We start from the raw sequence: 26,238 nt of genomic DNA, 5'->3' as shown, positions 1-26,238 counted from the left end.
CAGCATGAAATGTGGACTGATTGAAAAAACAGAAAGCCAGTTTGTAGATACCATTGAAAAAGAGGCGTATGTCTGGTGCGAAAACAACTGGAAGCATGATGATTACGAACATGTTCATTACCGGGCACAGCTTACCTATGTGGAAGAAGGATATCAGTATTTTCATATTGACCAGAAGATCTATATTGTCCCACAGCATCATGTGATCTGGGTGCCTTCGGAAAAAGCCCATAAAATAACTTCAGAGGCCCGCACTGTAAACCTGATGGTATTTCTGTTTAAGACAGTTTTTGAAGAAGAGTTTTATCAGAATGTTCATGTATTTGCCGTTCCTCCTGTCCTTAAAGAAATGCTGCTTTATGCTTCGAAATGGAACCAATCTTTGACGGAAAATGAAGAGCAGGATATTTTTTTCAAAGCGATTTTAAAAAGTCTTCCCAACTTCTGTAAGGAAAGCAATAAACTGGAGATTCCCGTTCCTGCTGATGCCAGACTGATTCCGGTATGCAATGAGATCAGTTCCCATTTTAAATACAATCTTGATATTGATTCTTTAGCCGGTAAAGCCCAGATGTCTGTAAGGAGCCTGCAGAGGATTTTTAAAAATGAAACCGGTATTACTTTACAGAAATATCTTCAGCTGACAAGAATTTTAAAGAGCATTGAACTGATTGATACTAAAAAATATACCCTAAGCGAAATAGCGTACCAGGTAGGTTATCAAAGTCTGTCGGCCTTTACCTCATCCTATTTTGCCGTGATGAAAACAAAACCGAAATTAAATAAAAATCAAGGGGTTTCATCATGAGCCATATCAACAGGTTTTGATTCCGGAGAGCCTTTTTCACGGAACCAAATGGATAAAATAACAAGCGAAGCTACTGCTAAAAATTCACTTTGCCAGTTCTGAAAAGATTCAAACCAGAACCTCGATTCGGAAATATATTGTAAGGCAGTTACCGGCGGTTCTTTTTTCATGATCTGATCAGCATTGAAATCTTTTAAACTTCCATAAAAATGGAATATAAAACTGATCAGAAAAAGGACGGCAAAAGCCAGTGATAAGGAATGTTTATAAATCTTCAGCCATATTCCTCCTTTTTTTACAGGCAACGGAGCATTGGGATGTGCAACAGGTTCCCTGTCTACGTCTTCTTTTCCCTCCATGGACTTTGATTCACTGGAGCCTTTCTGCCTTAATGATATGGTTAACAGAACATACAGCATCATCTGGAGAAATTCGCTTTCCCAGTTTTCGAAAGTTGCCTGTATAAAATGTCCGCTATGAAGGTATTCATTAATTTTTAAAGCGGGCTGACCGTTTTCCAGCAGTTCTTTATTTTCTGTTGCCCATCCTGTAAAAAACTGGCCTGCAAGAGAAAATAGCATAAGGGTGATCAATACCAGACTTAAACTATTCCGGTAAAAAAAACTTGAACTGGACATATCTCTAAGTTAAATTTTTAAGTTTACCATTTTTACTGTTTCTGATAAGGAAAGACTTTTTGTAACCGCTTGGTGGTTGGCCCGGTAAGCACTTTTCCATTAACATTGAATCTGGAACCGTGGCATGGGCAGTCCCAGCTCAGTTCTGCACTGTTCCAGTGAACTTCGCAGCCTGCATGGGGACAGGTACTTTTTAAAAGATGCAAAGTTCCGTCAGATTCCTTGTAAAGGGCATAAGACTCCGATTCATAGCGGATGACTTTTGCTTCTCCCTCCTTAATTTCTGAAAAAGAATCAATCTTATCTGCAAAAATTTTATCTTTTATAAAATCCATTGCAACGGCTGTATTTTCTTTCACAAAATCTGAAAATCCGGCAATTGGTTTTATTCTTAAAGGATTGAAGAGCTCTTCATATTTACTTTTTCCTGATACAATCAGGTCATGCAGGATTTGCGAAGAAAGTGTCCCGAATATCATCCCGTTTCCTCTGAAGCCTGTAGCTACAAAAATTCTTTTTTTAGTCCCCGGTAGTTTCCCGATATAAGGAAGACCGTCAACAGGTTCATAATACTGACTGGACCAGCTGTAGTAAACCGTTTCAACATTGAAATATTCCCGGACATAATTTTCAAGTCTGGAAAAGCATTCTCCGGTATCATCGGCATGACCTGTTTTATGATCCTCACCTCCTGCAATCAGCAGATTTTCACCTTCATATTCCTGGATCCGGTAATAATGATAAGGCTCACAAAGATCATAGCCCAATTCCCATGGATATTGATCATCTTTGAGGGTAAAAGCCATCGCATAACTGCGGTAAGGTGCATTGGTAAAATGAAGCAGATTGATCCCCGGTGGGATATGAGTTGCATACACAACGTTTTGAGCCTTTATTTCTCCTTTTGATATTTTTACTACAACAAAATCTTCCTGTTCATCATGCTCTTCACACAAGCAACCTTCCTGAATAAAGCCTCCAAGCCGTATGAAAGCTTCACACAGTCCCTTGATATATTTTACAGGATGAAAATGACCTTGCCCGGGAATGAGAACGGCTTCCCTGAAAGGTATGGGAAAGGGAATTTCATTAACGTAGGTCATTTCGTGGCCTACTTTGGCAGCGCCCTCCACAATGTTTTTCAATTGCTCTTCCTGTTTTTCATCCAGGGCGAAAAGGTAAGCTGACTTCCTCGTAAAATCACAGTTTATTTCATACTGCTGAATATTGTTTTCAATCATTTCAATAGCTTCCTTACCGGACCCTGCATACAGTTTGGCATGATCTAATCCAAAATCCTGAATGGCCTGGGTAAAAGTAGTATCAAAGAAATCGTTCAGATGGGCGGTTGTTCCGCCGGTTGTACCAAATCCGATATTGGCAGCCTCGAGAATGATACAGCTTTTTCCGGATTCCTGTAGTTTCAAAGCAGTGGAAACACCGGTAATTCCACCTCCTATTATGGCAACGTCAAATACCTGGCTGAGATCATTTTCTGCTGAAAACTTCCTGATCTCATCCTGCCATATACTTTTTCTTGCACCGTCTCTGTACATTATCAGTATATTTTGAGGTTAAACTTATCTGATATTCAGGGTATCGCTTTCAGGCAGACCTGTTTTACCTGTAGTGGCTGCATTGCTCTTCTGGTCTCTTTTTTTAGATTCATCTTCATCAAGGTTACATCTGCATGAAGAAAAAGCAAAAACGCTGAGAACTCCTAAAATAAGTGCTGTCGCTTTCATATTATTTTTTTTAGTGGGTTAATGATTTATCCGTTAACGATCAGTCCGCCATTAGGATGGAGGACCTGTCCTGTAATCTGGGAAGCCTCTGAACCGGCCAGAAAAAGGAAGCTGAAAGCTATTTCTTCAGGCGTCGCATTTCTTTCAAAAGGAGGTTTGTGCGGATCTTCCTCTTCTTCATCAAATGTTTCTTCGGTAAGAGGTGTTGCTACAGGTCCGGGAGCTACCGCATTGATCCGGATTCCTTTAGGTTTGGCCTGTAAAGCAAGAGATCTGGTGAAAGAAACAATAGCTCCTTTCGTTGCAGAATAGTCCAGCAGCTCAGGATGGCCCTGATAGGCAGAAACAGAAGTGGTATTGATCACACTGCTCCCCTCTTTGAGATAAGGGAAAACCACTTTGGTAAGAAGGATCATTCCCACAATATTGGAATCAAAGGTTTTCCGGATATTCTTTTCTTCAAGTTCTTCAATACTTTCTGCGGGAAACTGTACGCCGGCATTGTTGATCAGGACGTCAATTTTTCCAAAGGCTGCAATGGTTTTCCGGGCAGCTTCCTCACAGAATTCATAATCATCAATATCCCCCTGAAGAATGATACATTTTCTCCCAAGCTGTTCAATCTCTGATTTTGTTTTTTCAGCATCCTGATCACTTGAATGATAAATAATAGCAATATCGGCTCCTTCCAAAGCAAAAAGAAGGGCTACGGCTTTGCCTATTCCGCTGTCAGCACCTGTGATGAGAACAGATTTATCTTCTAATTTTCCCATATTCCAATCTTTTATTTTTCTGTAACCGGTTTCTGCATTTCAGCCATCCGGTGGGCGGCCATACTATCGCTTGACAGATTGGCCATTGCTACGGAAAGCTTGTTTTTCAAACCTGATACTATTTTGTCATCATCGTTCATCAGTGCATTATAGCCGTCAACAGCCACTTCTTCCGGAGATGCCAGCGTATCTCTGTCTTCAAGAATCTTACTCCGGTTCATATCTGCCTTATTGAAGAAATCGGTATCTGTAGGTCCCGGCAAAAGAGCCGTTACGGTAATTCCCGAGTCTTTTAATTCTTCCCTGATGGCTTCGGACCACGATAATACAAATGCTTTGGTACCATGGTATACCGAATGCCAGGGACCCGGAACTTTACTGGCTACGGAAGCCAGATTTAAAATTTTACCGGATCCCTTAGGTAAACGGTCCTTTAAAAACAATTTGGTCAGTATGATGACTGCGATGATATTTAACTGAACGATATCTACCTCTCTGTGGATGTCTGTTTCCTGGAATTTTCCAAAGACGCCCTGTCCGGCATCATTTACTAATATCTCAGGACTTATTCCATTCATTTTCAATTCAGAATAAAGGGAGTAGACTTCTTCCTGCAGAAAGAGGTTCTTTGAAATACTGATCACATTCACTCCGTACCCTTTGAATTCTTCTGCTTTTCTATTCAGCTCTTCATGATCTCTGGCAACGATAACAAGGTCATAGCCGTTTTTGGCAAACTGCCTGGCGAGTTCATAACCTATTCCGCTGGTGGCCCCTGTGATGAGGGCATATTGATTTTTGCGTTCCATGGTTTTTTATTTTAAGATTAAAAGCCTGTTCAGCTCACTTTTAAAGCACCCCAAAATGAACTCTGTATAATATAGCTGGGCATTCAGGGCCTGGGTTTTGGGGTGCAGTTCAAGTTTTTTGGTCAGGACAATCTCACCTTTATAAGAGAATGAGAAATACGCAAAGATTTTATATCCGGAATTCCGGATTGGTGTACAGTACCCTGTTGTGGCTATAGACCAATCGGACTCGAAGAGTTTTGCTACATTCAACGCCATTGTTTCTGCAATATTTTCTGAAACACAGTCGCATTCTTCAGCTTCCTGTCTGTTGACTTTCAGGAGCCTTACTTTTTCAGGTAAGGTATAGCACGTCATTCCGCCTTTATAGAACATTGAAGCATTAGGCATCTGAGAAAAGGCCAGCTGTAAACATCCTGAAGTAACACTTTCTGCGATTGAAATGGTTTCATCTGTGGTCATCAGGGACTGGCTTATATATTCAAGTAGATTCTTTTGAAATTCCATCGTATTATATTTTGAGGGATTGTTTTGTATTATTTTATTAAAAACGGATTATTTCCAAGGATCAAGAACAACTTTTACACATCCGTCCTCTTTTTTATCAAAAATTTCATATCCTTTATCCACGGCATCAAGAGGCAGACGATGGGTAATAACATCATCAAGCGTTACCTGCCCGCTTTCCACATATCCCATAAGACGGTCTATGATAGGATGCACGTTGCACTGCCCGGCTTTAATGGTGATTCCTTTATCAAAAATCTGCCCGAGTCTGAAGTTGTCATAATTCACCGGGTAAACTCCCAGCACAGAAACTGTACCTCCCCGCCGTACGGCACTCATACAGGCTTCAAGAACCTTAATGGAACCTTTTTCGAAATTTAAAACTGCTTTGGCCCGATCGATAAAGTTTCTTTCAGGCTCAAATCCTACAGCTTCAATACATGCGTCTGTTCCCCGGCCATCTGTCATATCTCTGATCTTAGCTACCGTGCTTTCTGCATCTTCCCAAAGAATAGTTTCGCATCCTGTAAGTTTTTTAATACGGTCAAGCCTATACTGAAGGGTATCAATCACTATAACTTTTTTTGCGTTGTGAAGTACGGCACTTTTAACAGCCATTGTCCCTACAGGTCCTGCCCCAAATACGGCAACAGTCTCCCCTCCCTTTAATCCGGCCCACATGATCCCGGTATATCCGGTCGGGAAAATATCCGTAAGGAATAACACCTGTTCATCGGTAAGGCTTTCTGGGACTTTTCTAGGGCCAAAATGGGCATAGGGAACTCTTACATACTGTGCCTGGCCCCCGTCATATCCTCCATAAAGGTCTGTATAGCCAAACAAAGCGCCCCCTTTTTCGGTAAAGATGCCACCTTCAGGTCCATAATGATCGGGATTGCTGTGTTCACAGGCTGTAGGCAGATCATGCCGGCAAAAGAAGCAGTTTCCACAGGCTATAGGAAATGGTACTACTACCCTGTCACCAGGTTTTAATCCGATGATATTCTTTCCTGTTTCCTCAACAATTCCCATAAACTCATGCCCCATCACCATAGGACGGGTTTGCGGGATGCCTCCGGAGTACATATGCAGATCGCTGCCACATATGGCAGTAGAAGTTACTTTGAGGATAATATCATGATCATCCAGAATTTTGGGATCTTCAACGGTATCACAGGTGATTTTTCCCGGTGAATGAAAAACGGCTGCTTTCATAATCTAAATATTTAAGGTGACTGGTGTGGTGTGAAGGGTGTTTTATTTTATGATCAGGCGTTTCTTTCCATTTCAAGATCCCAGACTCTGTGTTGGGCAATAGCATTAACGAATTTATCCATCGGAGTTTTGTCTTCCCAGGTAATGATTGCCGGGTCTTCATGTTTTTTCTGGGCAACGTTACTGTTATGGTAAAGAGCTTCTGTATCATTTCCGAAATAAATGGCCTTACAATGCTTATAAGCTTCATTGATAAAGTGCAATACAAGGTGTTTATTTTCAGGAATCAGGAGTTCTTTTACCGAATCTTCTCCAGAACAGATGAAAAGGGCATCAAAACATACACTGGCAGTACTTGTCAAAGAATGTTTAGGGATAAGTTCAGATCCGTCATTGGTCCTGATGTTCGCAAGACTTGGCGCAATCAGTTCTATTCTTGCTCCTTCTTTTTCCAGCTGGGTTTTAAGGTCATTAACGGCTTTACCATCAGCACCATTGGCAAGAATAAATCCTATTTTTCTGCTTTTAATAGTATTTTTAACCGTACCGGCCATGCTCAATGCTTCGGAGATTTTTGTATGGGGCTCTTTTTCTTCACTCTGAAGTTCTACAATATTGCTGTCAGCAGGCAGACTCTGGTTGGGCCATTCCAGTTTTTTTACTTCTACTCCCAGCTTTTCGGCTACTCTCCAGGCCAGTGTCATATCAATATAAGCAAGCTGCCCTACCAGTCTTTCTCTTACTTCGGGAAGTGTTACTTTTGACAGCTCAAAGATCAGCGCTTTCTGCAGGTGCATTTTCTCAGGGGTCGACTGGCTGTTGTAAAATAGCTTCGCCTGTGAATAATGGTCTACAAAGCTTTTGCTTCTTTCCCTTACTTTAGCTCCTGAAACCCTTTCCTCCTGGGAAACAAAGCCACCTTCGGACATCATTGCCTGGAAAGGGCATCCGCCACCGGTGGAATTGGGTTCATAGCTGCTTTTTCCTTTCACGATCTGCTGTCTCATGTGCCCCTCTCTCTGATTATTGTGAACGGTATTGATTGATCTATTGATCGGAATTTCATGAAAATTGGGAGAGCCCAGGCGTGACAGCTGGGTGTCGGTATATGAAAATAATCTTCCCTGCAGCAGTGGATCGTTGGTAAAATCGATTCCCGGAATAATATGACCGGGGTGAAAAGCAACCTGTTCGGTTTCTGCAAAGAAATTATCAGGATTTTTGTTCAGGGTTAATGTTCCGAAGATTTCTACGGGAACTTCTTCTTCCGGGACTAATTTGGTGGGATCCAGAAGGTCAAAATCGAACCGGTGCTCATCTTCTTCAGGGATCAGCTGTACTCCAAAATCCCATTCAGGATAGTCTCCGTTTTCAATGGCTTCCCATAAGTCTCTTTTATGGAAATCCGGATCAACTCCTGAAATGGTCTGAGCTTCATTCCATGCTACAGAATGCACTCCAAGTCTGGGTTTAAAATGAAATTTCACGAAATGTACCTTTCCTTCTTCATTAATAAATTTGAAAGAATGCACTCCGAAGCCTTCCATCATTCTGAGGCTTCTCGGGATCGCCCTGTCACTCATAAGCCACATGATCATATGCATGCTTTCAGGCATCAGGGAAATAAAATCCCAGAAGGTATCATGGGCGGAAGCGGCTTGTGGGATTTCGTTATCCGGCTCAGGTTTTACGGCATGTATCAGATCAGGAAATTTAATAGCATCCTGGATAAAAAATACAGGCATATTATTGGCTACAAGGTCATAATTTCCTTCTTCGGTGTAGAATTTAATAGCAAATCCCCGCACATCTCTTGCCAGGTCAGTACTTCCTTTGCTTCCGGCAACGGTTGAAAATCTTACAAAAACAGGGGTTTCTTTTCCTAATTCGGTTAAAAACTTTGCTTTGGTATATTCAGCAAGGCTTTTAGTAAGCTTAAAAACACCGTGGGCTCCCGAGCCTCGGGCATGTACTACTCTTTCAGGGATACGTTCATGATCAAAATGGGTGATTTTTTCTCTCAGAATGAAGTCTTCCAATAATGAAGGGCCTCTTTCACCGGCTTTCAGAGAGTCCTGATTATTATTGATCTTCAGTCCCTGGTTAGTTGTCAGTTTTTCATTTTCATTCGACGTGGTGTGTAAACTTAACTGTTCTGTTTTTGGGTTGTTTGGTTCGTTGGTTTTCATATTCATAATCTTTTAAGGTTGGTGTATTTTTGAAACAGTTAAATAAGGGGTACAAGCTTAATCAGACCTTTTCTCAAGGACATCAAGCAGCCTGTTGATATATTCTTCTTCCTTCAGTACTTTATAATAGGCGGTCTTGGCATACAAAGTGAATGAAGGTGATTCTATTCTTATTTCAGCATCCGTATCGGCGATATCCACTGTGTTTTTGGTATGAAACTCACGGATATGCAGAAGGTATTCTTCTATATAATTGTCTATTACTTTTCTAAGGACCTCACATTTCGCATTGTTTTTTATCTTTTCCAAAGACTTGATCAGAAAAGCAGTAACTCCATAGGAATTAATGACATGCGGAAATAAAGATTCATTTTCTATGGCATTATTTCTATCATTCAGTCCGGAATGCAGGAAAGTGTCGTTTTCAAAAATCATATTTCAAATGGTTATTAATTGTTGGATGCTTTTAAATATTGCTCAAAATAATGGAGGTCTTCTTTATCTTTAATGGAGAGGTAGAACATGATCTGTTCCGGTTCTTTTAATCCGATACTGTTGAAACCGTCAAAATGTGCAATCAGTGCCTGAATATTTTCAATATCTATATCTTTTAAAATAACAAATAAGAGAAAAACATTATCTTTTATTTCTTTGGCATAGACTGCTGCTCCGTCTTCAAACCATTTCCCATTATTGGAAATTTTGATGAAGTCTTTATGTTTCAGTGTTTTTATAATCTGCTGACAGTCCATATATTCCGATTTCATAGTTAAAATAAGCCATATAGCATAAGCTACATGGCTTATAATGTTGCTTTAGTCTTCCTGTTCTGCATCAAAATTGATGGATGTTTCTGCAATCTCCGTAAGTTCGGCATCAGTATCTTCTTCCTCCTGAAGGGTTCTTTCAAGAAGGTCTGCGGCTTTATCGTGTCCCATGGTGATGGCCAGCTGGGCCAGTCCTCCATAAGTGGCGATTTCGTAATGCTCTACTTTCTGTGCCGCAATAATCAATGCAACATCTCTTGTTGAGGAACCATCTTCAGTAGATTTGATGACTTCTTCTCCTTCTTCGATTATTCCTTTTATAGCTTTGCATTCTTTTTTTTCTGGTTCTTCATCAATCAGTTTGAAAACTTTTTCAAGACGTTTCACATGCTTTTGGGTTTGAAGATGGTGGTCTTCGAAAGCATCTTTAAGATCTTCTGAAGTAGCCGCATCCTGCATTTTCACCAATGCTTCAAGGATGGCATTTTCAGCATAGTAAATGTCTTTAAGGGCGCTCACAAAAAATTGGTGAAGCGGAGAATTTTTCATTTCATCCTCCTTGATGGTTTTCTTGTCTGCGGTTCCTTTTTTGGCAGAAACTGCAGTATTTGTTTCTAGAATTTTATTTGGCATGGTGTGAAAGGTGTTTTAAATTGAAAAGATTACCTCTTTATGTCTGATAAAGAGGCAATCTGGAAAAAGAATTATGAATTACGTCTGCCTCCGAATCCGGATCTTCCGGAAGATCGTCCGCCGCCGTGAGATGCCTGTCCTCCCATTCTGGCTATTCTTGTACGGTCTGCTTTGCTCATCGCAGCAAAACCTCTTCTTGAAGAGCCGGAATTTGAGTTTGAGTTTGAACTACGTCCTGAGCCATTATTACTTCCTGATCTGGAGCCTCCTCTTCCTGAGTTTGAACCTGACCTTGAGCCGGAACCCGAGCCTGAAGAACGTCCGCCACCATGAGAAGCCTGACCTCCCATCCTGGCTATTCTTGTACGCTCAGCTTTACTCATAGAAGCAAAACCTCTCCTTGAGGTACCATCTCCTGATGATGACCTGCCTCTGCCGCCGGATCTGGAACCAGAACCAGAACTCGAACGCCCACGGGAGCCACCGGAATTACCTCTTGATCCGCCTCTTCCGGAAGTAAATCTTCCCTGGCTGTCTCTTTGCTGGTTTCCGTTTCCTCCTCGGGATCCTCTTCCACCGCTACGGCCTCTTTGATCATCTTCGTCATCGTCATCTTCGTCGTCATAATCATCATCGTAATCATCGTCATCATAATCGTCGTCGTCGTAATCCTCATCATAATCATCTTCGTCGTCATATTCATCGAAGTAATCTTCATATTCTGAAAAATCATCGTCGTAATCTTCATCTTGCGATGCATCGTTATAACCATGGTCATAACCTAATTGATAAACTTCTTCAAGGTTTTCAGGAGAATGTCCTCTTGAGCTACGATTTCTTGAATTTCTAGTGTTCATAACTGAATTTTTTATATTAATATTTAAATGATCATTACTGTCCGTGACTAGTATTAGACGGCAATGGTTAGGTGTCGGTAATTTTTAAATTGAATAGTAAAAGCAAAATGCTTTTATGTTCCTCTACTAAGAATAAGAAGTATACTGTAATTTATATCTCAAAGATACGTTTGAATAACTCACTTTTTTATGACCTGAGTCATGTTACTCAATATTAATATAAAATTTTTCTCTTTTTTAATCCTTAACTGCTCTTATTTTTATCCTTTTATTTAACCGATGAAAGAATTTTGAGAGGTAAGGCTGTGTAACAGTTTCATTTTATAAAAAAATGATCTTCTTTTTTAAAGATATTTTTTTTAGACTGACATGATGAATCTTCTGCCCGGCGGGAGCAGAAGATTTTCATCGATATTCATGCCGCTTATCGTTTTCATAATTTTATTTTGTATTTACTGAAGAAACCTAAATTAAACAATGAGGCCTTTTTTAATACAGAATTTTACGATTTTCAATTTTAAGGATTTTATCTTTCTCCATATGCTTTATAGTTCTTATAGCCGTTTCCACGCAGAGGCCTGTAAGACTTGCCATCTGCTGCCTGGTCAATGGAACCATGAAAGAATAAGGGGTTACATCGTCCTGAAAACTCTTAAGATAATCCATCAGCCCTTTCAGCCGGATAGCCGGATTCTGTGAAGAAATATTCAGCATCATAATGAATTTGTAATAAAGGCGTTGAGAAAGAAAGCTGCTGACTTCCATGCACAACTTAGGGGAATGGCTGAGTAAATTAAAAAAAATGGATTTATGAAGGCGCAGAACACTGCATTCAGTAAGTGCTTCTGCATTCATGGGGTAAGGTTTGTCTATAAAAAGTATAGCTTCCCCGCAACTTTGTCCTTCTGTGAGTATGTTTTGTATAAATTCTTTACCCTCCTCATTATAATTATTGAGTTTCACCTCTCCTTTAATAATCTGATAATAATAATTCGGGGTATCTCCTTCGCAGAAAATATTTTCTGCAGGCTTATAGTCTCTTACTTCCGCTCCCGCTGAATGTAAAATGTTTTCGTCGATAACCATAATAGCTGTTTTTTGGTGTTGTTTTCTTCTTCTTTTCTTCTTAGTAAAAATATCATTGGGAACTGATATAAAATGAATGCAAAAATCGAACCTTAGTGATTATTTTAATTGTTAAATAAAGTTAAATATGTTATTTAATTTTAACCTTTTTTACTTTATATATTAATATTTTACATTAAAATATTTTAATTTTTACATTATTGATACCACATTTTCTTCTTTATATTACAAAAGTATATGCAGATAAAAAAACCGTTCTTATCAATAGAACGGTTTTTTTATATCTAAGGCCGGGTTTTGTTTATTTAGGATCGTTTCTTCTTCGGAGTCTTAGCGGTATCCTTATTTTTTCCTGAAGAAGTACTGTCTGTACGCATGGTATCGGACGGAAGAGGTGCCGGTACCGGGGTAATGGCGGTGGCCGTGTCTGTCCTCATAGTATCTGTGATGATACTGTCTGTAATGACGGTCCTTTCTGTTCTTTCTTTTTTACAACTCAGGACTACGAGTCCTAGAATTGCAGCTGAGATGATGAATTTCATAATCGTATATTTTGTGGTGTGATTCATCAAAAGTAGTCCATTATCAGACTACCTGCTTATGACTTGAGTCATAATGCTTTATTTTTAATTATTTCGCAAACTTCTTTGTCCCTGCCACACATAATATAACCCCTACCGTCACAGCCAGCATTCCTATGCTTACCTGCTCATGCAGAAGATATGCAGCCAATGCCAATCCAAAGAACGGCTGAAGCAGCTGAAGCTGCCCTACGGAAGTGATTCCGCCCTGCGCCAGCCCTTTGTACCAGAATATAAACCCGATAAACATACTGAATAAAGAAATATATCCTAACCCGAACCATCCTTTAAAACTTACGGTTTCCAGATTTCCGGGAAAACTTACCAATAATAACAGCAGCATTACAGGCAGGGAAATCACAAGTGCCCATGAAATCACCTGCCATCCGCCCAGTGTTTTAGAAAGCTTGGCCCCTTCTGCATAGCCCATTCCGCATAATATAACTGCCAGAAGCATCAGAAGATCCCCTACAGGAGATGCAGAAATTCCCTGTGAAAATGCATACCCGATCACCAGAAGACTGCCGATCACCGAAAAGAACCAAAATATAGGATGAGGCCTTTCACCTCCCCTGAATACTCCGAAAATGGCAGTAGCTAAAGGAAGCATTCCAAGAAATACTATAGAATGAGCCGAAGTAAGGTACTGCAAAGCGATAGAAGACAGCAACGGAAATCCTATGACACAGCCTATCGATACCAATATCAGTGAAAACAGCTGGTTTTTGGCAGGACGTTTCTCTTTGTAGATCAGCAAAACGGATAATGCAAGCACACCGGCAATCACTGCACGGGCAATCGTTACAAACAGAGGATCCATTTCCATCACTGCCAGCTTGGTAGCCGGCATAGAACCGCTAAAAAGCAGCACTCCTATGAATCCGTTGATCCAGCCATTGACAGCCTGATCTTTTGAAATTGTATCTGTTATCATTTTTTAAGCTTTAATTGAATGGTTCAAAATTAGAAAGGAAAAACAAATAAACACAGTATCAGTTTTGTATATTTGCATGAGCACAGTTTAATTTTATGAGTAAAGAATTTTTATATACCGAAATTGCAGACGGAATTGCAGACCAGATCAGAAACGGCGTTTTGAAGGCCGGCGACAAGCTCCCCTCCGTAAGAATGCTATGCCAGGAACACCAGGTAAGTATGAATACAGCCAAACGGGTCTTCCTGGAACTGGAATCCCTGTCTTTAGTAGAGTCTAAACCCCAGTCAGGGTATTTCGTGAGCAAGCTGATGTCTGTAAAGCTGCCTTTGCCGGAGGTAAGCCGCCCATCTCTGATTGCCAATAACGACGAGCCGGATGAGCTGATCAGTAAAGTATATGAAAATATGGGAAAGAAGGATCTCACTTTTTTTTCAATCGGAATTCCCTCCGGGGATCTGCTTCCCCAGGCCAAACTCAAAAAAGAAATCGTGAACGCCATCCGGGAGCTGAAAGAAGGTGGAACTGAATATGAAGAGCTTCAGGGCAATCTCAAGCTCAGAAGGATGATCGCCGTACGCTCTCTTCAATGGGGAGGAAATCTCAAAGAGCAGGATTTGGTTACTACCAACGGAGGAATGAACGCACTGTCTTTCTGCCTAATGGCACTGGGAAAGCCAGGCGATACCATTGCTATAGAAAGTCCATGCTATCCCGGAATCCTGCAGCTGGCTAACGGATTAGGATTAAAGGTTCTGGAGCTTCCTACCCATCCTACTACAGGAATAGAAATTGAAGCTTTGAAAAAACTGATTCCTAAAATCGACCTGTGTCTTTTAATTCCCAATTTCAATTCTCCTCTTGGAAGCTGTATGCCTGATGCCAACAAAAAAGAAATCGTTACCATATTATCGGAAAACAATATTCCGTTGATTGAAGATGATGTATATGGTGATCTTTATTTCGGATCATCCCGGCCCAAATGCTGCAAATCTTTTGACAAGGACGGAAATGTGCTTTACTGCAGCTCTATATCCAAAACACTGGCCCCCGGTTACCGTGTGGGCTGGATTGCTCCGGGAAAGTATAAAGATAAGATTATGAAACTTAAGCTCCTTCATTCCACATCCTCTATTTCTATTGTCAATGAAGCCGTGGCCAATTTTCTGAAATCCGGGAAGTATGAAAAACACCTTCAGCAACTTCGCAAAACACTCCAGAGTAATTATCAGAACTATGTACAAACCATTGCGGAATCATTTCCTCCCGGCACCAAAACCAGCCGCCCGCAGGGCGGACTTTCGCTTTGGGTGGAATTCGATAAAAAGATCAGGACTACAGAGCTTTATGACCTGGCCATCAAGCAGAATATAAGTATAGCTCCCGGAAGAATGTTTACCTTCCAGAAACAGTTTGAAAACTGTATGCGGCTGTGTATAGGCCTGCCATGGTCAGAAGAAACCCAGGCAAAACTGAGACAGGTGGGACAGCTTGCCGGAAAGATTTATAGAACATCATAGGTGGTTTCAAGAAAATAAGATGCGAGCCTGAAGATAGAAGTTATTAAAGACAGAAGAGAATCCTCAGTGTATCAATATAACTTTAAATCTTAATATTAGGAAAAAGAAATAGGCCGGAAGATGAAAAATTACAGAGACAAAAACTACTATTTTTTACCATAGTAACTTCCAGTCCCCCTTCTTCCATCTTCCAGCCTTATATTATATTCAGTACTATCTACTTATTGTCCGGAACGAAATTTTTCCTTGCCAGCTCTTTTCTTACACGGCTTAAACTTTCGGGAGTAATTCCCAGATAAGAAGCAATCATCCATTGCGGAACTCTCAGCAGCAGATCCGGGTACATTTTAATGAATTTCATATACCTTTCCTCTGCGGTTTCTCCCAATAAGGAATTGATCCTGTTCTGAAGACTTCTGATGTGCTTCTGAAGCAGGAAATCACTTCTTTCTATACTGTTCGGAAACTGCTCTACCAGCTTGTTGAAGAAATCAGGGTGCAGAAACAGAACTTCTGAATCCTCAACGGCTTCTATATAGTAAATCGATTTCTCATTGAAGTAAAGGCTGCTACGGTCAGAGATCAGCCAGCTCTCAGGAGCAAACTGTATGATATGCTCTTTCCCGTTCTTGTCTATCGAATACATTTTTAAAAGCCCTTTTTCTACAAAGAATATATGCCTGCAGATTTCACCATACTGTAAAAGAAACTGATTTTTAGGAATCTTTTTTACTTCATAATGCAAGCTGCATGTGTTGACATTCTGAAGCGGAACGTTTAAAACTTTGGCTAAATAATTATTGATATTCTTCATGATACGATCTGGCTTAAAGAAATGTCCTGATGTGAAGCGCTGTTGACGGGCTTTCCGTTCTCTATAACAATCAATTGCGGGCTTTCATGTCTGATCCCGAAATCTTCAGCAATTTTATTGGAAATAGGTCTGTAAGCCAACAGATCAAGGTAGTACAATGCTACAGGCTGTTCTGAATGCTCCACTTCCTTTTCAAAATTCTTCAATACCGTTCTGCTGATAAAGCAACTTGTAGAATGCTTAAATACGGCTATTTTATGATGGTGCGAATCTTCAATGGCTCTGGCTAGATCTTCTTCAGATTCTATTTTTTTCCAAAACGGTTTTTGATCAGGGGATTCACTTTTTCCACCGAATATTTTATCAAAAAAACTCATACACTAAACTGTTTTAAATGATGATCAAGATGTTTATATTCTAAAAATTCCCAGTCTTTTTCAGTCATGTTTCCGAATAATCTGTGGCGGTTAGGCAGTTTTCCGTTATGACAGGCAGCCCTAAACTCCTCCAGCGTCTTCAGCAGATTGGTTTTTGATTCATCAAAATCACACTCAAAATTAACGATTAGTTTTTGAAAAGTAGGCATGTTTCTCGGAATTCCGTTATTGAAGACATACATTTCCAGTTTTGTAACGATTCCTATGGTCTCCAGAAAGAAATTAATCTCCGGAAGTTCAATCTTCTGTAAGGCGACCTGCAACACCAGATCACAATGCTTAAACATCTGGCATACGTTCATTTTCCCCCATTTTGCGGGAGAATTTTCGTTCAGTCTGGAAATCCTGTCTGTGATTTCCTTGTAATGTATAGAATTATTAAGGCTTTTCTTTACCAACCTTTTTCTTTCTTCAGATTCTCAATATGGGCGAAATGGTGATTACAATGCCAGGCATACAAAGCAAGACTTTCTCTGAGGTTATAGTTTCTGTTATGCTCAGGATGGTGAAACGTCCTTTCAAATTGTTTATTCGTAAGGCTTTTAAGAAGGGTAACCCATCTCTGGTGAGTTCCTTTCAGCATTCTCATGGCTGGTTTTACAGGCATATGAAAACTGTCCTGGAGTTCTGCCCATTGGGCTTCGTCATAGGGCTTAATTGTGGGATTATCTTCCGTAAGAGCAAGTTTAAAACGGATAAAGCTGTTGATATGGCTGTCCGAAAGATGATTAACAAGCTGTCTTACCGTCCATCCTCCTTCTCTGTATGGGGTATCCAGCTGATCATCTGTAAAATGTTCAATGAGATTTTTTAGTCTTCCTGGAAAATCTTTGATCACTTTGATATAAGCATCCAATGTGGTATCACAAATATTTTCCGGAGCTTCAAAGGGCCCTATTGGAAACTTTTTTTTCTCTAAATCACTCATCGTTCAGATTTTTATTTTTTTATTATTGCCGATTTGTCCGATTATTCATTTTTCCCGGACAATGTATCAAAAATACGGTTGGTGTAAATTTATCAAAAATTCAAGAATTTAAAATGAAGAAAGTATTAATTGTATTTATTATTATCTTTTTATGAAATAATGAAGGCTCCAATTCTATGAAAATGAAGCCTTTATTAATACAATTTATCTGTTAATAACCATGCAGATTAATATCTTCTGTTCTCTGTAAGGTTACTTTTCTGCCCATTTTCTTCTGAATCACTCTGAAATGCTGTAATTCATCATCTGTAAGAATGGTAATGGCTGTCCCCTTTTCGTTAGCACGGCCTGTTCTTCCGATCCTGTGAATATAGTCCAGTGGTGAGCGTGGCAGTTCATAATTGATCACACACGGTAAAGACTCGATATGAATTCCACGTCCGATCAGGTCTGTAGCCACCAGAATCTGGGCTCCTTTTCCTTTAAATTCCTCTAAATTATTTCTTCGGGCTCCCTGGGACTTCTGACTGTGTATAGCTACCGCCTTGATTTTATTCTTTTTAAGCTTTTCCACCAGGTTATCTGCAGATCTTGTGGAAGAAACAAAAATCAGGGCTTTTTCAATATTCTGTTCTTTGATCAGGTATCGCAAGAAAGGACCTTTTTTCTCAGGAGAAACATGATAGGCCAGCTGTTCGATATGATCAATTTCAACTTCTTCTTTTTTGATCTCAACAATGACAGGATCAATAGAAAGACGTTCTTTCATTTCGGAAACTTTATCATTTAAAGTCGCTGAAAATAGCGTAGTCTGCTTTACCACAGGCATCATGGCAAAAAGTTTGTTCATTTCTTCGCCGAAACCCAACTGAAACATTTTGTCAGCTTCATCAATAACCAGATGCTGAATGCCTGAAATACTCAGTGCATTATGATCAATCAGATCCAGTAAACGGCCAGGAGTCGCTATAAGCACCTCTACTCCAAACATACCCTTCATCTGCGGATTGATAGAAACACCGCCATAAACAGCCATAGTACGGACTTCCCGCTTCAGGTTTTCAGTAAAGGCTCTGAAAACTTCATCGATCTGAATTGCCAGTTCACGGGTAGGAACCAATATCAGTACCTGAACATTTCTGCCTTTTTTTACCTCAGTATTTTGGAGTTTTTCTAAAATCGGCATCACAAAACAGGCTGTTTTTCCGGAACCCGTCTTTGCTATTCCCATCAGATCCTTTCCCTGCAAAATAACCGGAACCGCCTGCTCCTGAATGGGAAAAGGCTTTAAATATCCCAACTTTTTAACAGAACGAATAATATTGGGTGATAATCCTAAAGACTCAAATGACATAAAAATTATTTATTTACGGCAAAGATACGCTATTGAGATTTGGTGTAAAAGGCTTAAATACGAAGGAAAGAAGCAGCAAGCTGCTTTTACTGATACAATGAATGTTATTCCCGTAAATACCATTAAAATAAGGATCATTATTTACTTTCCGCGACCGGTCTGCTCACTTTTTTCTTGCCGATTTGTCCGATAATTCCGGTTTGGACAAATTTTTGCGGTTTAGTTTCGTAAATTGATCAAAAATTCGAGAAATCAAAATATGAAAAAAGCGTTAATAGTAGTCGATGTACAGAATGATTTTTGTGAAGGCGGAGCCCTTGCAGTACCGGGAGCGAATGAAATTATTCCATACATCAATGTCCTGATGGAGGAAAATGCGTATGATCAGGTAGTTCTTACACAAGACTGGCATCCTGCCGGACACAAAAGTTTCGCAAGCAATAACGGGAGAAACGTCGGAGAAAGTATTATCCTTAATGGTGTTCCCCAGTTTATGTGGCCGGATCACTGCATCCAGGGAACTTTCGGGGCAGAATTCCATAAGGATCTGAATCAGGATAAAGTAACTCACATTATACAAAAAGGAAAAAATATTGAAATCGACAGCTACAGCGGTTTCCAGGATAATAACCATTTTATGAAAACAGGTCTGGATGATTTCCTGAAGTACCACGATATTCAGTTGGTTGAGATCGTAGGATTGGCAATGGATTATTGCGTGAAATTTACGGCTTTGGATGCTGTTGCCAACGGATATGTTACCTGCCTGCACTTCAACGGAACCCGTGCGGTAAATGTGAAACCGGACAATGGTCGGGATGCAATCTATGAAATGATTGAAAAAGGAGTAACCGTACTTGGATAAAATAGTATTATATAATACATCAAAAATAAAAAGCGCAGATAAATTTCTGCGCTTTTATTTTTTCAACTTAAAATGATGATCAAAGAGATCTGAATTTAGAATTCATCACTCATTGGTATCTTAAAGCATTTTAAGGTTATTCACTTCCAGTTCCGTAAGGATTCTCCAGTGTCCTCTCTTGATGTTTTTCTTCGTTAATCCGGCAAACATTACCCTGTCTAAAGATTCCACTTCATAGCCTAGTCTTTGGAATATTCTTCTGATCACACGGTTCCATCCGATATGGATTTCAATGCCGATCTCATTCTTTGGTTTTCCTTCGATATAAGAAATCTGGTCAACAACAGCTACCCCTTCATCAAGTCTGATTCCTTCGGCAATAAGACGCAGATCTTCGCCGGTAAGCTTTTTATCCAAAGTCACATGATAAATCTTTTTGGCATCAAAGGAAGGATGCGTCAGTTTTTTTGTCATGTGTCCGTCATTGGTTAATAAGATCACACCTGTAGTAGAACGGTCTAATCTTCCCACCGGGAAAAGTCTGTATGGAGAAGCATTCGCTACAAGATCCATTACCGTTTTTCTTGCTTTATCGTCTTTGGTTGTGGAAATATAACCTTTTGGCTTATTCAGAAGTACGTAAACAGGTTTTTCAGGAGTAATGCTTTGTCCGTCAAATACTACTCTATCTGTTTTCTGTACCTGATATCCCATCTCAGTTACTACTTTTCCGTTCACTTCCACAAGTCCCTGGGTGATCAGCTCATCAGCTTCTCTTCTGCTGCAGATACCGGAATTGGCAATATACTTATTAAGACGGATGCTGTCTTTATGAACGTCTTTCTCAATTTTACTCAGTCTTCTCTTCTGTACAAAAGATTTTGCCCTGTCGTCTCTTTCCTCACCATTGGATGGTCTTCTTCCGTATTTCAGGCTGCCTCTTTCGTACTTATCTCTTGTATCGAAACTTCTTCCGCCTCTTTTAGGTTTCCCGAAAGATTTTTTCTCATAGCTCTCACTTTTATTCGTGATGTATGGTCTTTTTTCAGATTTTGAACCAAAATCTTCATTGGAGCTGTCGAAGCTGTCTGTATTTCTTTTGAAAGGTTTCTTTTCAAATTTGGAGTTGGATCCCGTATGCTCGGGTCCTTTTCTTCCACCGTCTTTAGAGAAAGGTTTCTTAAAAGGTTTTGATCCTGAAGAATTTCCAGATCTGGAAGCACGAGAATCATCAGAACTTTTCTTGGTTGAAATTCTTGGTCTCTTTGGTCTGTCTGAATTATTATTATCTCTGCTCATTCTAAAAATTTCTGCAAAGATAGTAATTTAGTTACGAGTTAAAAATTAAGAATCATAACTTTGCACTATAGTTTACTTTTTTAACACGACATATTATTGAAGATGATAACAGTATTAAACGATAATTTCTCACAGCTCAACGAGTTTCTTCACGATAAAAAATTCAGCAAAATTTTTATTTTGGTGGATGAAAACACGCATGAATACTGCCTTCCTGTTCTTTTAGGGAATATGGAAACAGACCTCGGATTCGAAATCCTGGAAATTGAGGCCGGCGAAGAAATGAAAAATATTCAGACCGCCAATCAACTTTGGGAAATTCTTACGGAAATGCAGGCAGACAGAAAAGCACTGGTCATCAACCTTGGCGGCGGTGTGATTACGGATATGGGAGGTTTTGTAGCGTCTACCTATAAAAGAGGAATAAAGTTTATCAATATCCCTACCACTCTGTTATCAATGTGTGATGCTTCCATAGGAGGTAAAACAGGAATTGACCTGATGCATTATAAAAATATGGTAGGAACTTTTGCATTCCCGGAACAGATCTTTATCAATCCTAAATTTTTAGAAACCTTACCATTTAAGGAATTAAGAAGCGGATTTGCCGAAATGCTGAAACACGGATTAATTGCTGATAAAAACCATTGGGACCAGTTGATCCAGATCCATAAACTTGAAGTGGAAACGGTAATTCCTCACATCCAGACCTCAATGAACATCAAACAGGATGTGGTGGAGAAAGATTTCCATGAAAGCAATATCAGGAAAACGCTGAACTTTGGTCATACCATAGGCCATGCAGTGGAAAGCTTATGCCTGCAGCAGGAAAATCCAATCCTTCATGGAGAGGCCGTTGCGATGGGAATGATTACAGAAGCTCACCTTGCTTACCTTGAGAATCTTATTTCTGAGGAAGATGCAAAAATGATTATTGAAAATATTCAGAGATACTATCCTTATCTGGACATCAGCGATTTCAAAGATGAAGATATTACAGCCTTATTATTGAATGATAAGAAAAATGCCGACAGCAAGATCAATTTTTCTCTTCTTACCGAAGTGGGATCATGCAATTATGATCACCAGTGCAGTCAGAAAAACATCCTTGAAGCGATCAGCTTTTACAGAAAACTGAATGATGCATAGGATTTTTTGGTTCAATTAATTATTCAAAACCTGTTTTTTGACAAAATTGTCAATTTAGATCATTTCTAAACAAATGTTTGATTAAAATCATAATGAATTAACAATCAATACACTATATATAAAACCATTTGTTATTCAAATGGTTTTTTTATTGATTTTAATCATAAAAAATATTTTTGGCAAGCAATTTGAAAGATACTCTGCGTTCAACTGAAAAAGTGAACAGGTAGTAAAATTTAAAATTAAGAAAGAGTAAAAAATTAAAAATTTAAAGTTATGAAAAAGTTAATTTTAGGATTAGCAGTAACTGCAGGAACATTAGCGTTCGCACAACAGACGCCTTCTTCTAATCCGGTAACATTTGGTGTAAAAGGAGGAATGAACGTATCTTCACTTTCAAAAGACAGTGGTTTAGATGACCAGAAATCTAAGATAGGATTCAATGCAGGGGTATTTGCCAACATTCCAGTGGCGACTTCATTCAGCATCCAGCCAGAGGTATTATACTCTCAGTATGGTAACAAATCAGACTATACTTTAGCAGGAACAAAATATTCAGCTTCTACGAAGTTAGATTACATTACTGTACCGGTAATGTTCCAGTATAATGCACTTCCTAACCTTTATTTAGAAGCAGGACCGGAGTTCGGTTTCATGGTTAGTGCTAAAAACAAATTCAAAAACGAATCTACAGGACAGTCTTCAACAACTGATAACTACAAAGATAATCTAAGTACATTCAACTTTGGTATCGGTATCGGTGCAGGATATTATTTCACACCTAACCTAGGACTTACTGCAAGATATGTTGCTGGTTTAACTGATATCGCTAAGAACAGACCTAACGGATCTGATGCTATCAGAAACAACGTATTCCAGGTAGGATTAGCTTATAAATTTAAATAAGCACCCCACATTCTTTAACAAATTTTTATATTCAATAAGAGGTCAGGCTAATTTTTTAGTCTGATCTTTTTTATGGCCAATTGTTAAACATTACTAAGTTTTGACCAATTCCTGTTAAAAACCGTTAATCGCCCTCTGGTAAAGGGTTTCATGGCATATGCTTTGTTGCATAGCGAGAGATTAAACAATTTAAAATAAAACTAATCTATGAAAAAGATTCTTTTTGGCCTGGCGCTTACTGCAGGTACATTGGCTTTCGCACAAAGCACTTCTACAACTTCCACAACGGCTCCATCAAAATCTCCTGTCAGATTCGGACTAAAAGCCGGACTTAACGTTTCCACGCTTTCCAACATGGATATGAATGCAAAAGCAGGATTTTATGGTGGTGTATTTGCAAACATTCCTGTCGCTAAGGATTTCTCCATTCAGCCGGAAGTATTGTACAGTGCAACGGGTGCAAAATCAAAAACCGACAGCAATACCAAGCTCAATCTGGAATACCTGTCTGTACCTGTTATGTTCCAATACAACATCATTCCTGATTTATATGTAGAAGCCGGTCCACAGTTCAACTTCTTAATTGATGCAAGATTGAAAAAGAGTGTATCAACCGCAGCTTATAAAAACGGAACCAAATCTTTTGATTTTGGAATCGGACTGGGAGCAGGTTATAATATTACCAAGAATATCGGAGTTAACGCACGATATGTTGCAGGACTATCCGATATTGTAAAAACGAGGTACTATTATGGTTATGACAATACCAATCCCGTGAAAAACGGAGTGTTCCAGATCGGTGCATCTTATAAATTCTAAATAAGAAATACCTTTAAGCCTTTACAGGAGACAGATCAGATCAGATCTATTCTGGTCTGTCTTTTCTTTTTTATCATAAAATATGTTAATAAACAGGTCCGCTATTTTAAAAACAGCTAAAAATAAAATGAACTACTCTAGCTCTTAAAAAACTGTAAACCATCACGGTAAAAGTATTTTTTGATTTTCTATTACTTTTCTGGCACAGGATTTGATAGTAAAAAAAGTGTTAAATAAAACTTAAATAACTATTAAATTAATATCTTATGAAAAAGATTCTTTTTGGCTTAGCTCTTGTAGCAGGTACTTTCACTTTCGCTCAGAAGACAGCAGCTTCTTCTCCTGTAAGATTCGGATTAAAAGCAGGTCTTAATATTTCAACGGTTTCCGGTGGTGATTCCAGTTCTAAGGCAGGATTCTACGGAGGTGCATTTGCCAATATCCCTGTAGCTCAGGACTTCTCTTTCCAACCGGAGGTTTTATACAGCGGAATGGGTGCTAAGGCTAAAGCCAACAGCGATTTAAAAGTAAACCTTGATTATATTTCCATACCGTTAATGCTTCAGTATAACGCTTTACCTAACTTATATCTTGAAGCAGGACCTCAATTCAGCTTTTTGATCAACTCAAAATTAAAGTATAAATCAAATTCTACCGACGGTAAAGATGTATTCAAAGGATTTGATTTCGGTCTTGGTATTGGTGCAGGATATTACTTCACACAAAACATCGGTGTAAGCGCAAGATATGTTGCAGGTTTAACGGATGTTATCAAAAACAGACCCGATCTTTCTGATGACAAATCTAAAAATGGAGTATTCCAGATTGGTTTAGCGTACAAATTCTAAACTGCGGTTTATTCCCGATAACAAATTTTTACATGTATACAACCCGGATGGTATCGTCCGGGTTTTGTATTGATGACCTCCTATCTTTTTATTTTTCAGTATAATAAATAAGTACCGCTCTCTCCCGGAAACTATACCAGTAAATTTTTCATCTTTAAATTTATTTTTGGCAAGAAATTTGCGTATACTATAAAGATTGTACCTATTCCAAAATGACTCCAATTCACGGTTCCGGTTTTATGGAAGATATGGTGATCTGTTAAAGATTACTGTATGATTCAGAAGCATGTCAACAGGACGGTATGGAAAGGATAGATGCAATTAGGGAGAATTTCTCCCGTAAGCATTAAAATACATTTTGATTTCAATAGAAAAAGTCAGGTTTATTCATTTAAGCCTGACTTTTTCGCTTATTTGTAAATACTCCATAAAGTGTTCAGTCTGTCTGTAGACAAATCTTTTTTCGGCTATGTACTTTCTATTTGAAATGTAGAAAATTATTTTTTAAACCATTAAGAATGATTGAAGAAGATAAGATTATCAAGAAGAGCTTCGCCTGATTTTTTTTTTAAATCTTGAGATTCCTTAATGGTTTTAAATTTCAGATTGTTTTTTTCAAATAAAATTTCATGTAAAATACCCGGATTTTGAGATAAAAGACAGTATCATCTGTACTTTTTGATGAATATTTGCCCTGATTTATCAATTTATTTTTTAAAATATTTCACTTTTTTCCAAAAAAAGACTATTTAAATTATAAACAGGAAAGGTTTTTTAGTATTAAAATGTTTTCAAAAAAATGATGTTAATGATATGTTTTTATATAAAAAACAGTTAAAAGCATAAAAGAAACCCACAGCAAAAACCACCGTAAAAGCCCTTTAAATAAGACTTTTTCAACTTTGGCAAGCAATTTGCAAAATAATTCAAGTCTGATTGAGAAATCATTCGCATAAAAAAAGCAAATAGTAAAAATTAAAAAATAAAATTATGAAGAAGTTATTTTTAGGATTAGCATTAACTGCTGGTACTTTAGCTTTCGCACAGGAAACGACAGAAACAAAAACAGTAAATGCATCACCTCTTAAAAACGATGTAAAACCGGTTAGATTCGGTATCAAAGCGGGTGGTAACTCAGCCTATTTCAGTGAGCAGAAGTTTGGTATGAATACCCAGAAGCTTGGTTTCCATGCAGGTGCATTCGTAAACATTCCGATTTCTAAGCAGTTCAGCCTTCAACCGGAAGTATTATACAACCAAATGGGAGCAAAAGATGTAGCGTATTCTACTGAAGTAACCTCAGGTGCAACGACTGTAAAAACTAAAGGAGAAAGTAAAGTTACAATGAACTATATTTCCGTTCCTTTAATGCTTCAGATGAGACCTGCGGATAATTTCTACATTGAGGCTGGTCCGGAATTCAGTTACTTCATCAACGGAAAAACAAAAAGTGAAGCTACTGTATCTACCACAACCGGAGGTGTTACTACCACTACATCACAATCTAACTCTAATGATTTAGAGAAAGATAATATCAACAGGTTCAACTTTGGTCTTGGTCTAGGTTTAGGATATGATATTACCAACAATATCGGAATCAGTGCAAGATATACCAACAGCTTGACAAAGATCGACAAAAGCAGACCTGCTGCTGAAAACAACAACAGAGTTTTCCAATTAGGTCTGAACTATAAGTTCTAATTAAAAGAAACCAATTTTTTAACCCAGATACAGATTTCTGTATCGTATAAAATAGC

At 38.9% G+C, this 26,238-nt stretch carries 29 protein-coding genes; 8 read left to right on the top strand and 21 right to left on the bottom strand.

Annotated features, from left to right (window positions below; genetic code table 11):
• The first annotated feature begins 4 nt into the window (after positions 1–4).
• Positions 5–808, top strand: a complete 804-nt coding sequence (locus BBI00_RS05540) for a helix-turn-helix domain-containing protein (RefSeq protein ID WP_065397831.1) — start codon at positions 5–7, stop codon at positions 806–808.
• On the opposite strand, the gene BBI00_RS05535 is transcribed toward BBI00_RS05540, so the two are convergent.
• The 15 genes from BBI00_RS05535 to BBI00_RS05470 form a co-directional block, all read right to left on the bottom strand.
• Entirely contained in the window at positions 790–1,446 is a 657-nt protein-coding gene (locus BBI00_RS05535) for a DUF6766 family protein (protein ID WP_065397830.1), read from the bottom strand. The genes BBI00_RS05540 and BBI00_RS05535 overlap by 19 nt on opposite strands.
• A 32-nt stretch (positions 1,447–1,478) precedes the next feature.
• A complete protein-coding gene (locus tag BBI00_RS05530) occupies positions 1,479–3,002 on the bottom strand; it encodes an FAD-dependent oxidoreductase (protein WP_065397829.1) in 1,524 nt (507 codons plus the stop codon).
• Between the two features lie 24 nt (positions 3,003–3,026).
• Positions 3,027–3,191 carry a hypothetical protein gene (locus BBI00_RS23250; RefSeq protein WP_165602494.1) on the bottom strand — a complete coding sequence of 55 codons (165 nt, stop codon included), beginning with the start codon at positions 3,189–3,191 and terminating at the stop codon, positions 3,027–3,029.
• Positions 3,192–3,217: 26 nt separating this feature from the next.
• Complete coding sequence (locus BBI00_RS05525; RefSeq protein WP_065397828.1) at positions 3,218–3,964, bottom strand: SDR family oxidoreductase; 747 nt, start codon at positions 3,962–3,964, stop codon at positions 3,218–3,220.
• Positions 3,965–3,975: 11 nt separating this feature from the next.
• On the bottom strand, positions 3,976–4,773 hold the full coding sequence (locus BBI00_RS05520) for an SDR family NAD(P)-dependent oxidoreductase (protein ID WP_065397827.1): 798 nt from the start codon (positions 4,771–4,773) through the stop codon (positions 3,976–3,978).
• A 6-nt stretch (positions 4,774–4,779) separates the two neighbouring features.
• The gene (locus BBI00_RS05515) at positions 4,780–5,280 is read right to left on the bottom strand and encodes a CinA family protein (protein WP_065397826.1); all 501 of its coding nucleotides are present in this window, start codon (positions 5,278–5,280) and stop codon (positions 4,780–4,782) included.
• A 48-nt stretch (positions 5,281–5,328) separates the two neighbouring features.
• Positions 5,329–6,495, bottom strand: a complete 1,167-nt coding sequence (locus tag BBI00_RS05510) for a zinc-dependent alcohol dehydrogenase (RefSeq protein WP_065397825.1) — start codon at positions 6,493–6,495, stop codon at positions 5,329–5,331.
• A 53-nt stretch (positions 6,496–6,548) separates the two neighbouring features.
• Positions 6,549–8,690, bottom strand: coding sequence for a catalase (locus BBI00_RS05505; RefSeq protein ID WP_065397824.1), 2,142 nt, complete (start codon positions 8,688–8,690; stop codon positions 6,549–6,551).
• A gap of 51 nt (positions 8,691–8,741) precedes the next feature.
• Positions 8,742–9,119: a hypothetical protein gene (locus tag BBI00_RS05500; protein WP_065397823.1), complete on the bottom strand. Its 378-nt coding sequence runs from the start codon at positions 9,117–9,119 to the stop codon at positions 8,742–8,744.
• Between the two features lie 14 nt (positions 9,120–9,133).
• The gene (locus BBI00_RS05495; protein ID WP_123842193.1) at positions 9,134–9,436 is read right to left on the bottom strand and encodes a hypothetical protein; all 303 of its coding nucleotides are present in this window, start codon (positions 9,434–9,436) and stop codon (positions 9,134–9,136) included.
• A 63-nt stretch (positions 9,437–9,499) separates the two neighbouring features.
• Positions 9,500–10,084 carry a YciE/YciF ferroxidase family protein gene (locus BBI00_RS05490; RefSeq protein WP_065397821.1) on the bottom strand — a complete coding sequence of 195 codons (585 nt, stop codon included), beginning with the start codon at positions 10,082–10,084 and terminating at the stop codon, positions 9,500–9,502.
• A gap of 71 nt (positions 10,085–10,155) precedes the next feature.
• Entirely contained in the window at positions 10,156–10,941 is a 786-nt protein-coding gene (locus BBI00_RS05485) for a KGG domain-containing protein (protein WP_065397820.1), read from the bottom strand.
• A 489-nt stretch (positions 10,942–11,430) separates the two neighbouring features.
• On the bottom strand, positions 11,431–12,027 hold the full coding sequence (locus tag BBI00_RS05480; protein ID WP_065397819.1) for a Crp/Fnr family transcriptional regulator: 597 nt from the start codon (positions 12,025–12,027) through the stop codon (positions 11,431–11,433).
• Positions 12,028–12,332: 305 nt separating this feature from the next.
• Entirely contained in the window at positions 12,333–12,569 is a 237-nt protein-coding gene (locus BBI00_RS05475) for a hypothetical protein (RefSeq protein WP_065397818.1), read from the bottom strand.
• A gap of 88 nt (positions 12,570–12,657) precedes the next feature.
• A complete protein-coding gene (locus BBI00_RS05470; protein ID WP_065397817.1) occupies positions 12,658–13,542 on the bottom strand; it encodes a DMT family transporter in 885 nt (294 codons plus the stop codon).
• Between the two features lie 95 nt (positions 13,543–13,637).
• Between BBI00_RS05470 and BBI00_RS05465 the strand changes: the two genes are divergently transcribed.
• On the top strand, positions 13,638–15,062 hold the full coding sequence (locus BBI00_RS05465; RefSeq protein WP_065397816.1) for an aminotransferase-like domain-containing protein: 1,425 nt from the start codon (positions 13,638–13,640) through the stop codon (positions 15,060–15,062).
• Between the two features lie 217 nt (positions 15,063–15,279).
• On the opposite strand, the gene BBI00_RS05460 is transcribed toward BBI00_RS05465, so the two are convergent.
• From BBI00_RS05460 to BBI00_RS05440, 5 genes are all read right to left on the bottom strand, one after another.
• Complete coding sequence (locus tag BBI00_RS05460; protein ID WP_047099259.1) at positions 15,280–15,876, bottom strand: Crp/Fnr family transcriptional regulator; 597 nt, start codon at positions 15,874–15,876, stop codon at positions 15,280–15,282.
• Positions 15,873–16,253: a bacillithiol system redox-active protein YtxJ gene (gene ytxJ, locus BBI00_RS05455; RefSeq protein WP_065397815.1), complete on the bottom strand. Its 381-nt coding sequence runs from the start codon at positions 16,251–16,253 to the stop codon at positions 15,873–15,875. Before ytxJ ends, BBI00_RS05460 begins: the two co-directional genes overlap by 4 nt.
• Positions 16,250–16,711, bottom strand: coding sequence for a DUF1569 domain-containing protein (locus BBI00_RS05450; protein WP_228394719.1), 462 nt, complete (start codon positions 16,709–16,711; stop codon positions 16,250–16,252). Before BBI00_RS05450 ends, ytxJ begins: the two co-directional genes overlap by 4 nt.
• A complete protein-coding gene (locus tag BBI00_RS05445; protein ID WP_065397814.1) occupies positions 16,705–17,241 on the bottom strand; it encodes a YfiT family bacillithiol transferase in 537 nt (178 codons plus the stop codon). Before BBI00_RS05445 ends, BBI00_RS05450 begins: the two co-directional genes overlap by 7 nt.
• Positions 17,242–17,452: 211 nt before the next feature.
• Complete coding sequence (locus BBI00_RS05440; protein ID WP_065397813.1) at positions 17,453–18,595, bottom strand: DEAD/DEAH box helicase; 1,143 nt, start codon at positions 18,593–18,595, stop codon at positions 17,453–17,455.
• Positions 18,596–18,854: 259 nt separating this feature from the next.
• Between BBI00_RS05440 and pncA the strand changes: the two genes are divergently transcribed.
• Positions 18,855–19,460, top strand: a complete 606-nt coding sequence (gene pncA / locus BBI00_RS05435; protein ID WP_065399626.1) for a bifunctional nicotinamidase/pyrazinamidase — start codon at positions 18,855–18,857, stop codon at positions 19,458–19,460.
• Positions 19,461–19,580: 120 nt separating this feature from the next.
• Here the strand turns inward: pncA and BBI00_RS05430 are convergent, their stop codons facing one another.
• On the bottom strand, positions 19,581–20,759 hold the full coding sequence (locus tag BBI00_RS05430; RefSeq protein ID WP_123842186.1) for a pseudouridine synthase: 1,179 nt from the start codon (positions 20,757–20,759) through the stop codon (positions 19,581–19,583).
• Positions 20,760–20,861: 102 nt separating this feature from the next.
• On the opposite strand from BBI00_RS05430, the gene aroB reads away from it, so the two are divergent.
• The 5 genes from aroB to BBI00_RS05405 all read left to right on the top strand — a co-directional run bounded on the left by aroB (position 20,862) and on the right by BBI00_RS05405 (position 26,182).
• Positions 20,862–21,908, top strand: coding sequence for a 3-dehydroquinate synthase (gene aroB, locus BBI00_RS05425; protein ID WP_065397812.1), 1,047 nt, complete (start codon positions 20,862–20,864; stop codon positions 21,906–21,908).
• Between the two features lie 276 nt (positions 21,909–22,184).
• Positions 22,185–22,814 (top strand): porin family protein, encoded by a 630-nt coding sequence (locus BBI00_RS05420; protein WP_065397811.1) that lies wholly within the window; start codon positions 22,185–22,187, stop codon positions 22,812–22,814.
• A 207-nt stretch (positions 22,815–23,021) separates the two neighbouring features.
• Positions 23,022–23,633, top strand: a complete 612-nt coding sequence (locus BBI00_RS05415) for a porin family protein (protein ID WP_065397810.1) — start codon at positions 23,022–23,024, stop codon at positions 23,631–23,633.
• A gap of 266 nt (positions 23,634–23,899) precedes the next feature.
• On the top strand, positions 23,900–24,481 hold the full coding sequence (locus BBI00_RS05410) for a porin family protein (protein ID WP_065397809.1): 582 nt from the start codon (positions 23,900–23,902) through the stop codon (positions 24,479–24,481).
• Positions 24,482–25,471: 990 nt separating this feature from the next.
• On the top strand, positions 25,472–26,182 hold the full coding sequence (locus BBI00_RS05405; RefSeq protein ID WP_065397808.1) for a porin family protein: 711 nt from the start codon (positions 25,472–25,474) through the stop codon (positions 26,180–26,182).
• Positions 26,183–26,238: the final 56 nt, after the last annotated feature.

The organism is Chryseobacterium arthrosphaerae, from assembly GCF_001684965.1.
Lineage (GTDB): Bacteria > Bacteroidota > Bacteroidia > Flavobacteriales > Weeksellaceae > Chryseobacterium > Chryseobacterium arthrosphaerae.
This window is presented reverse-complemented; position numbering and strand designations above follow the sequence as displayed.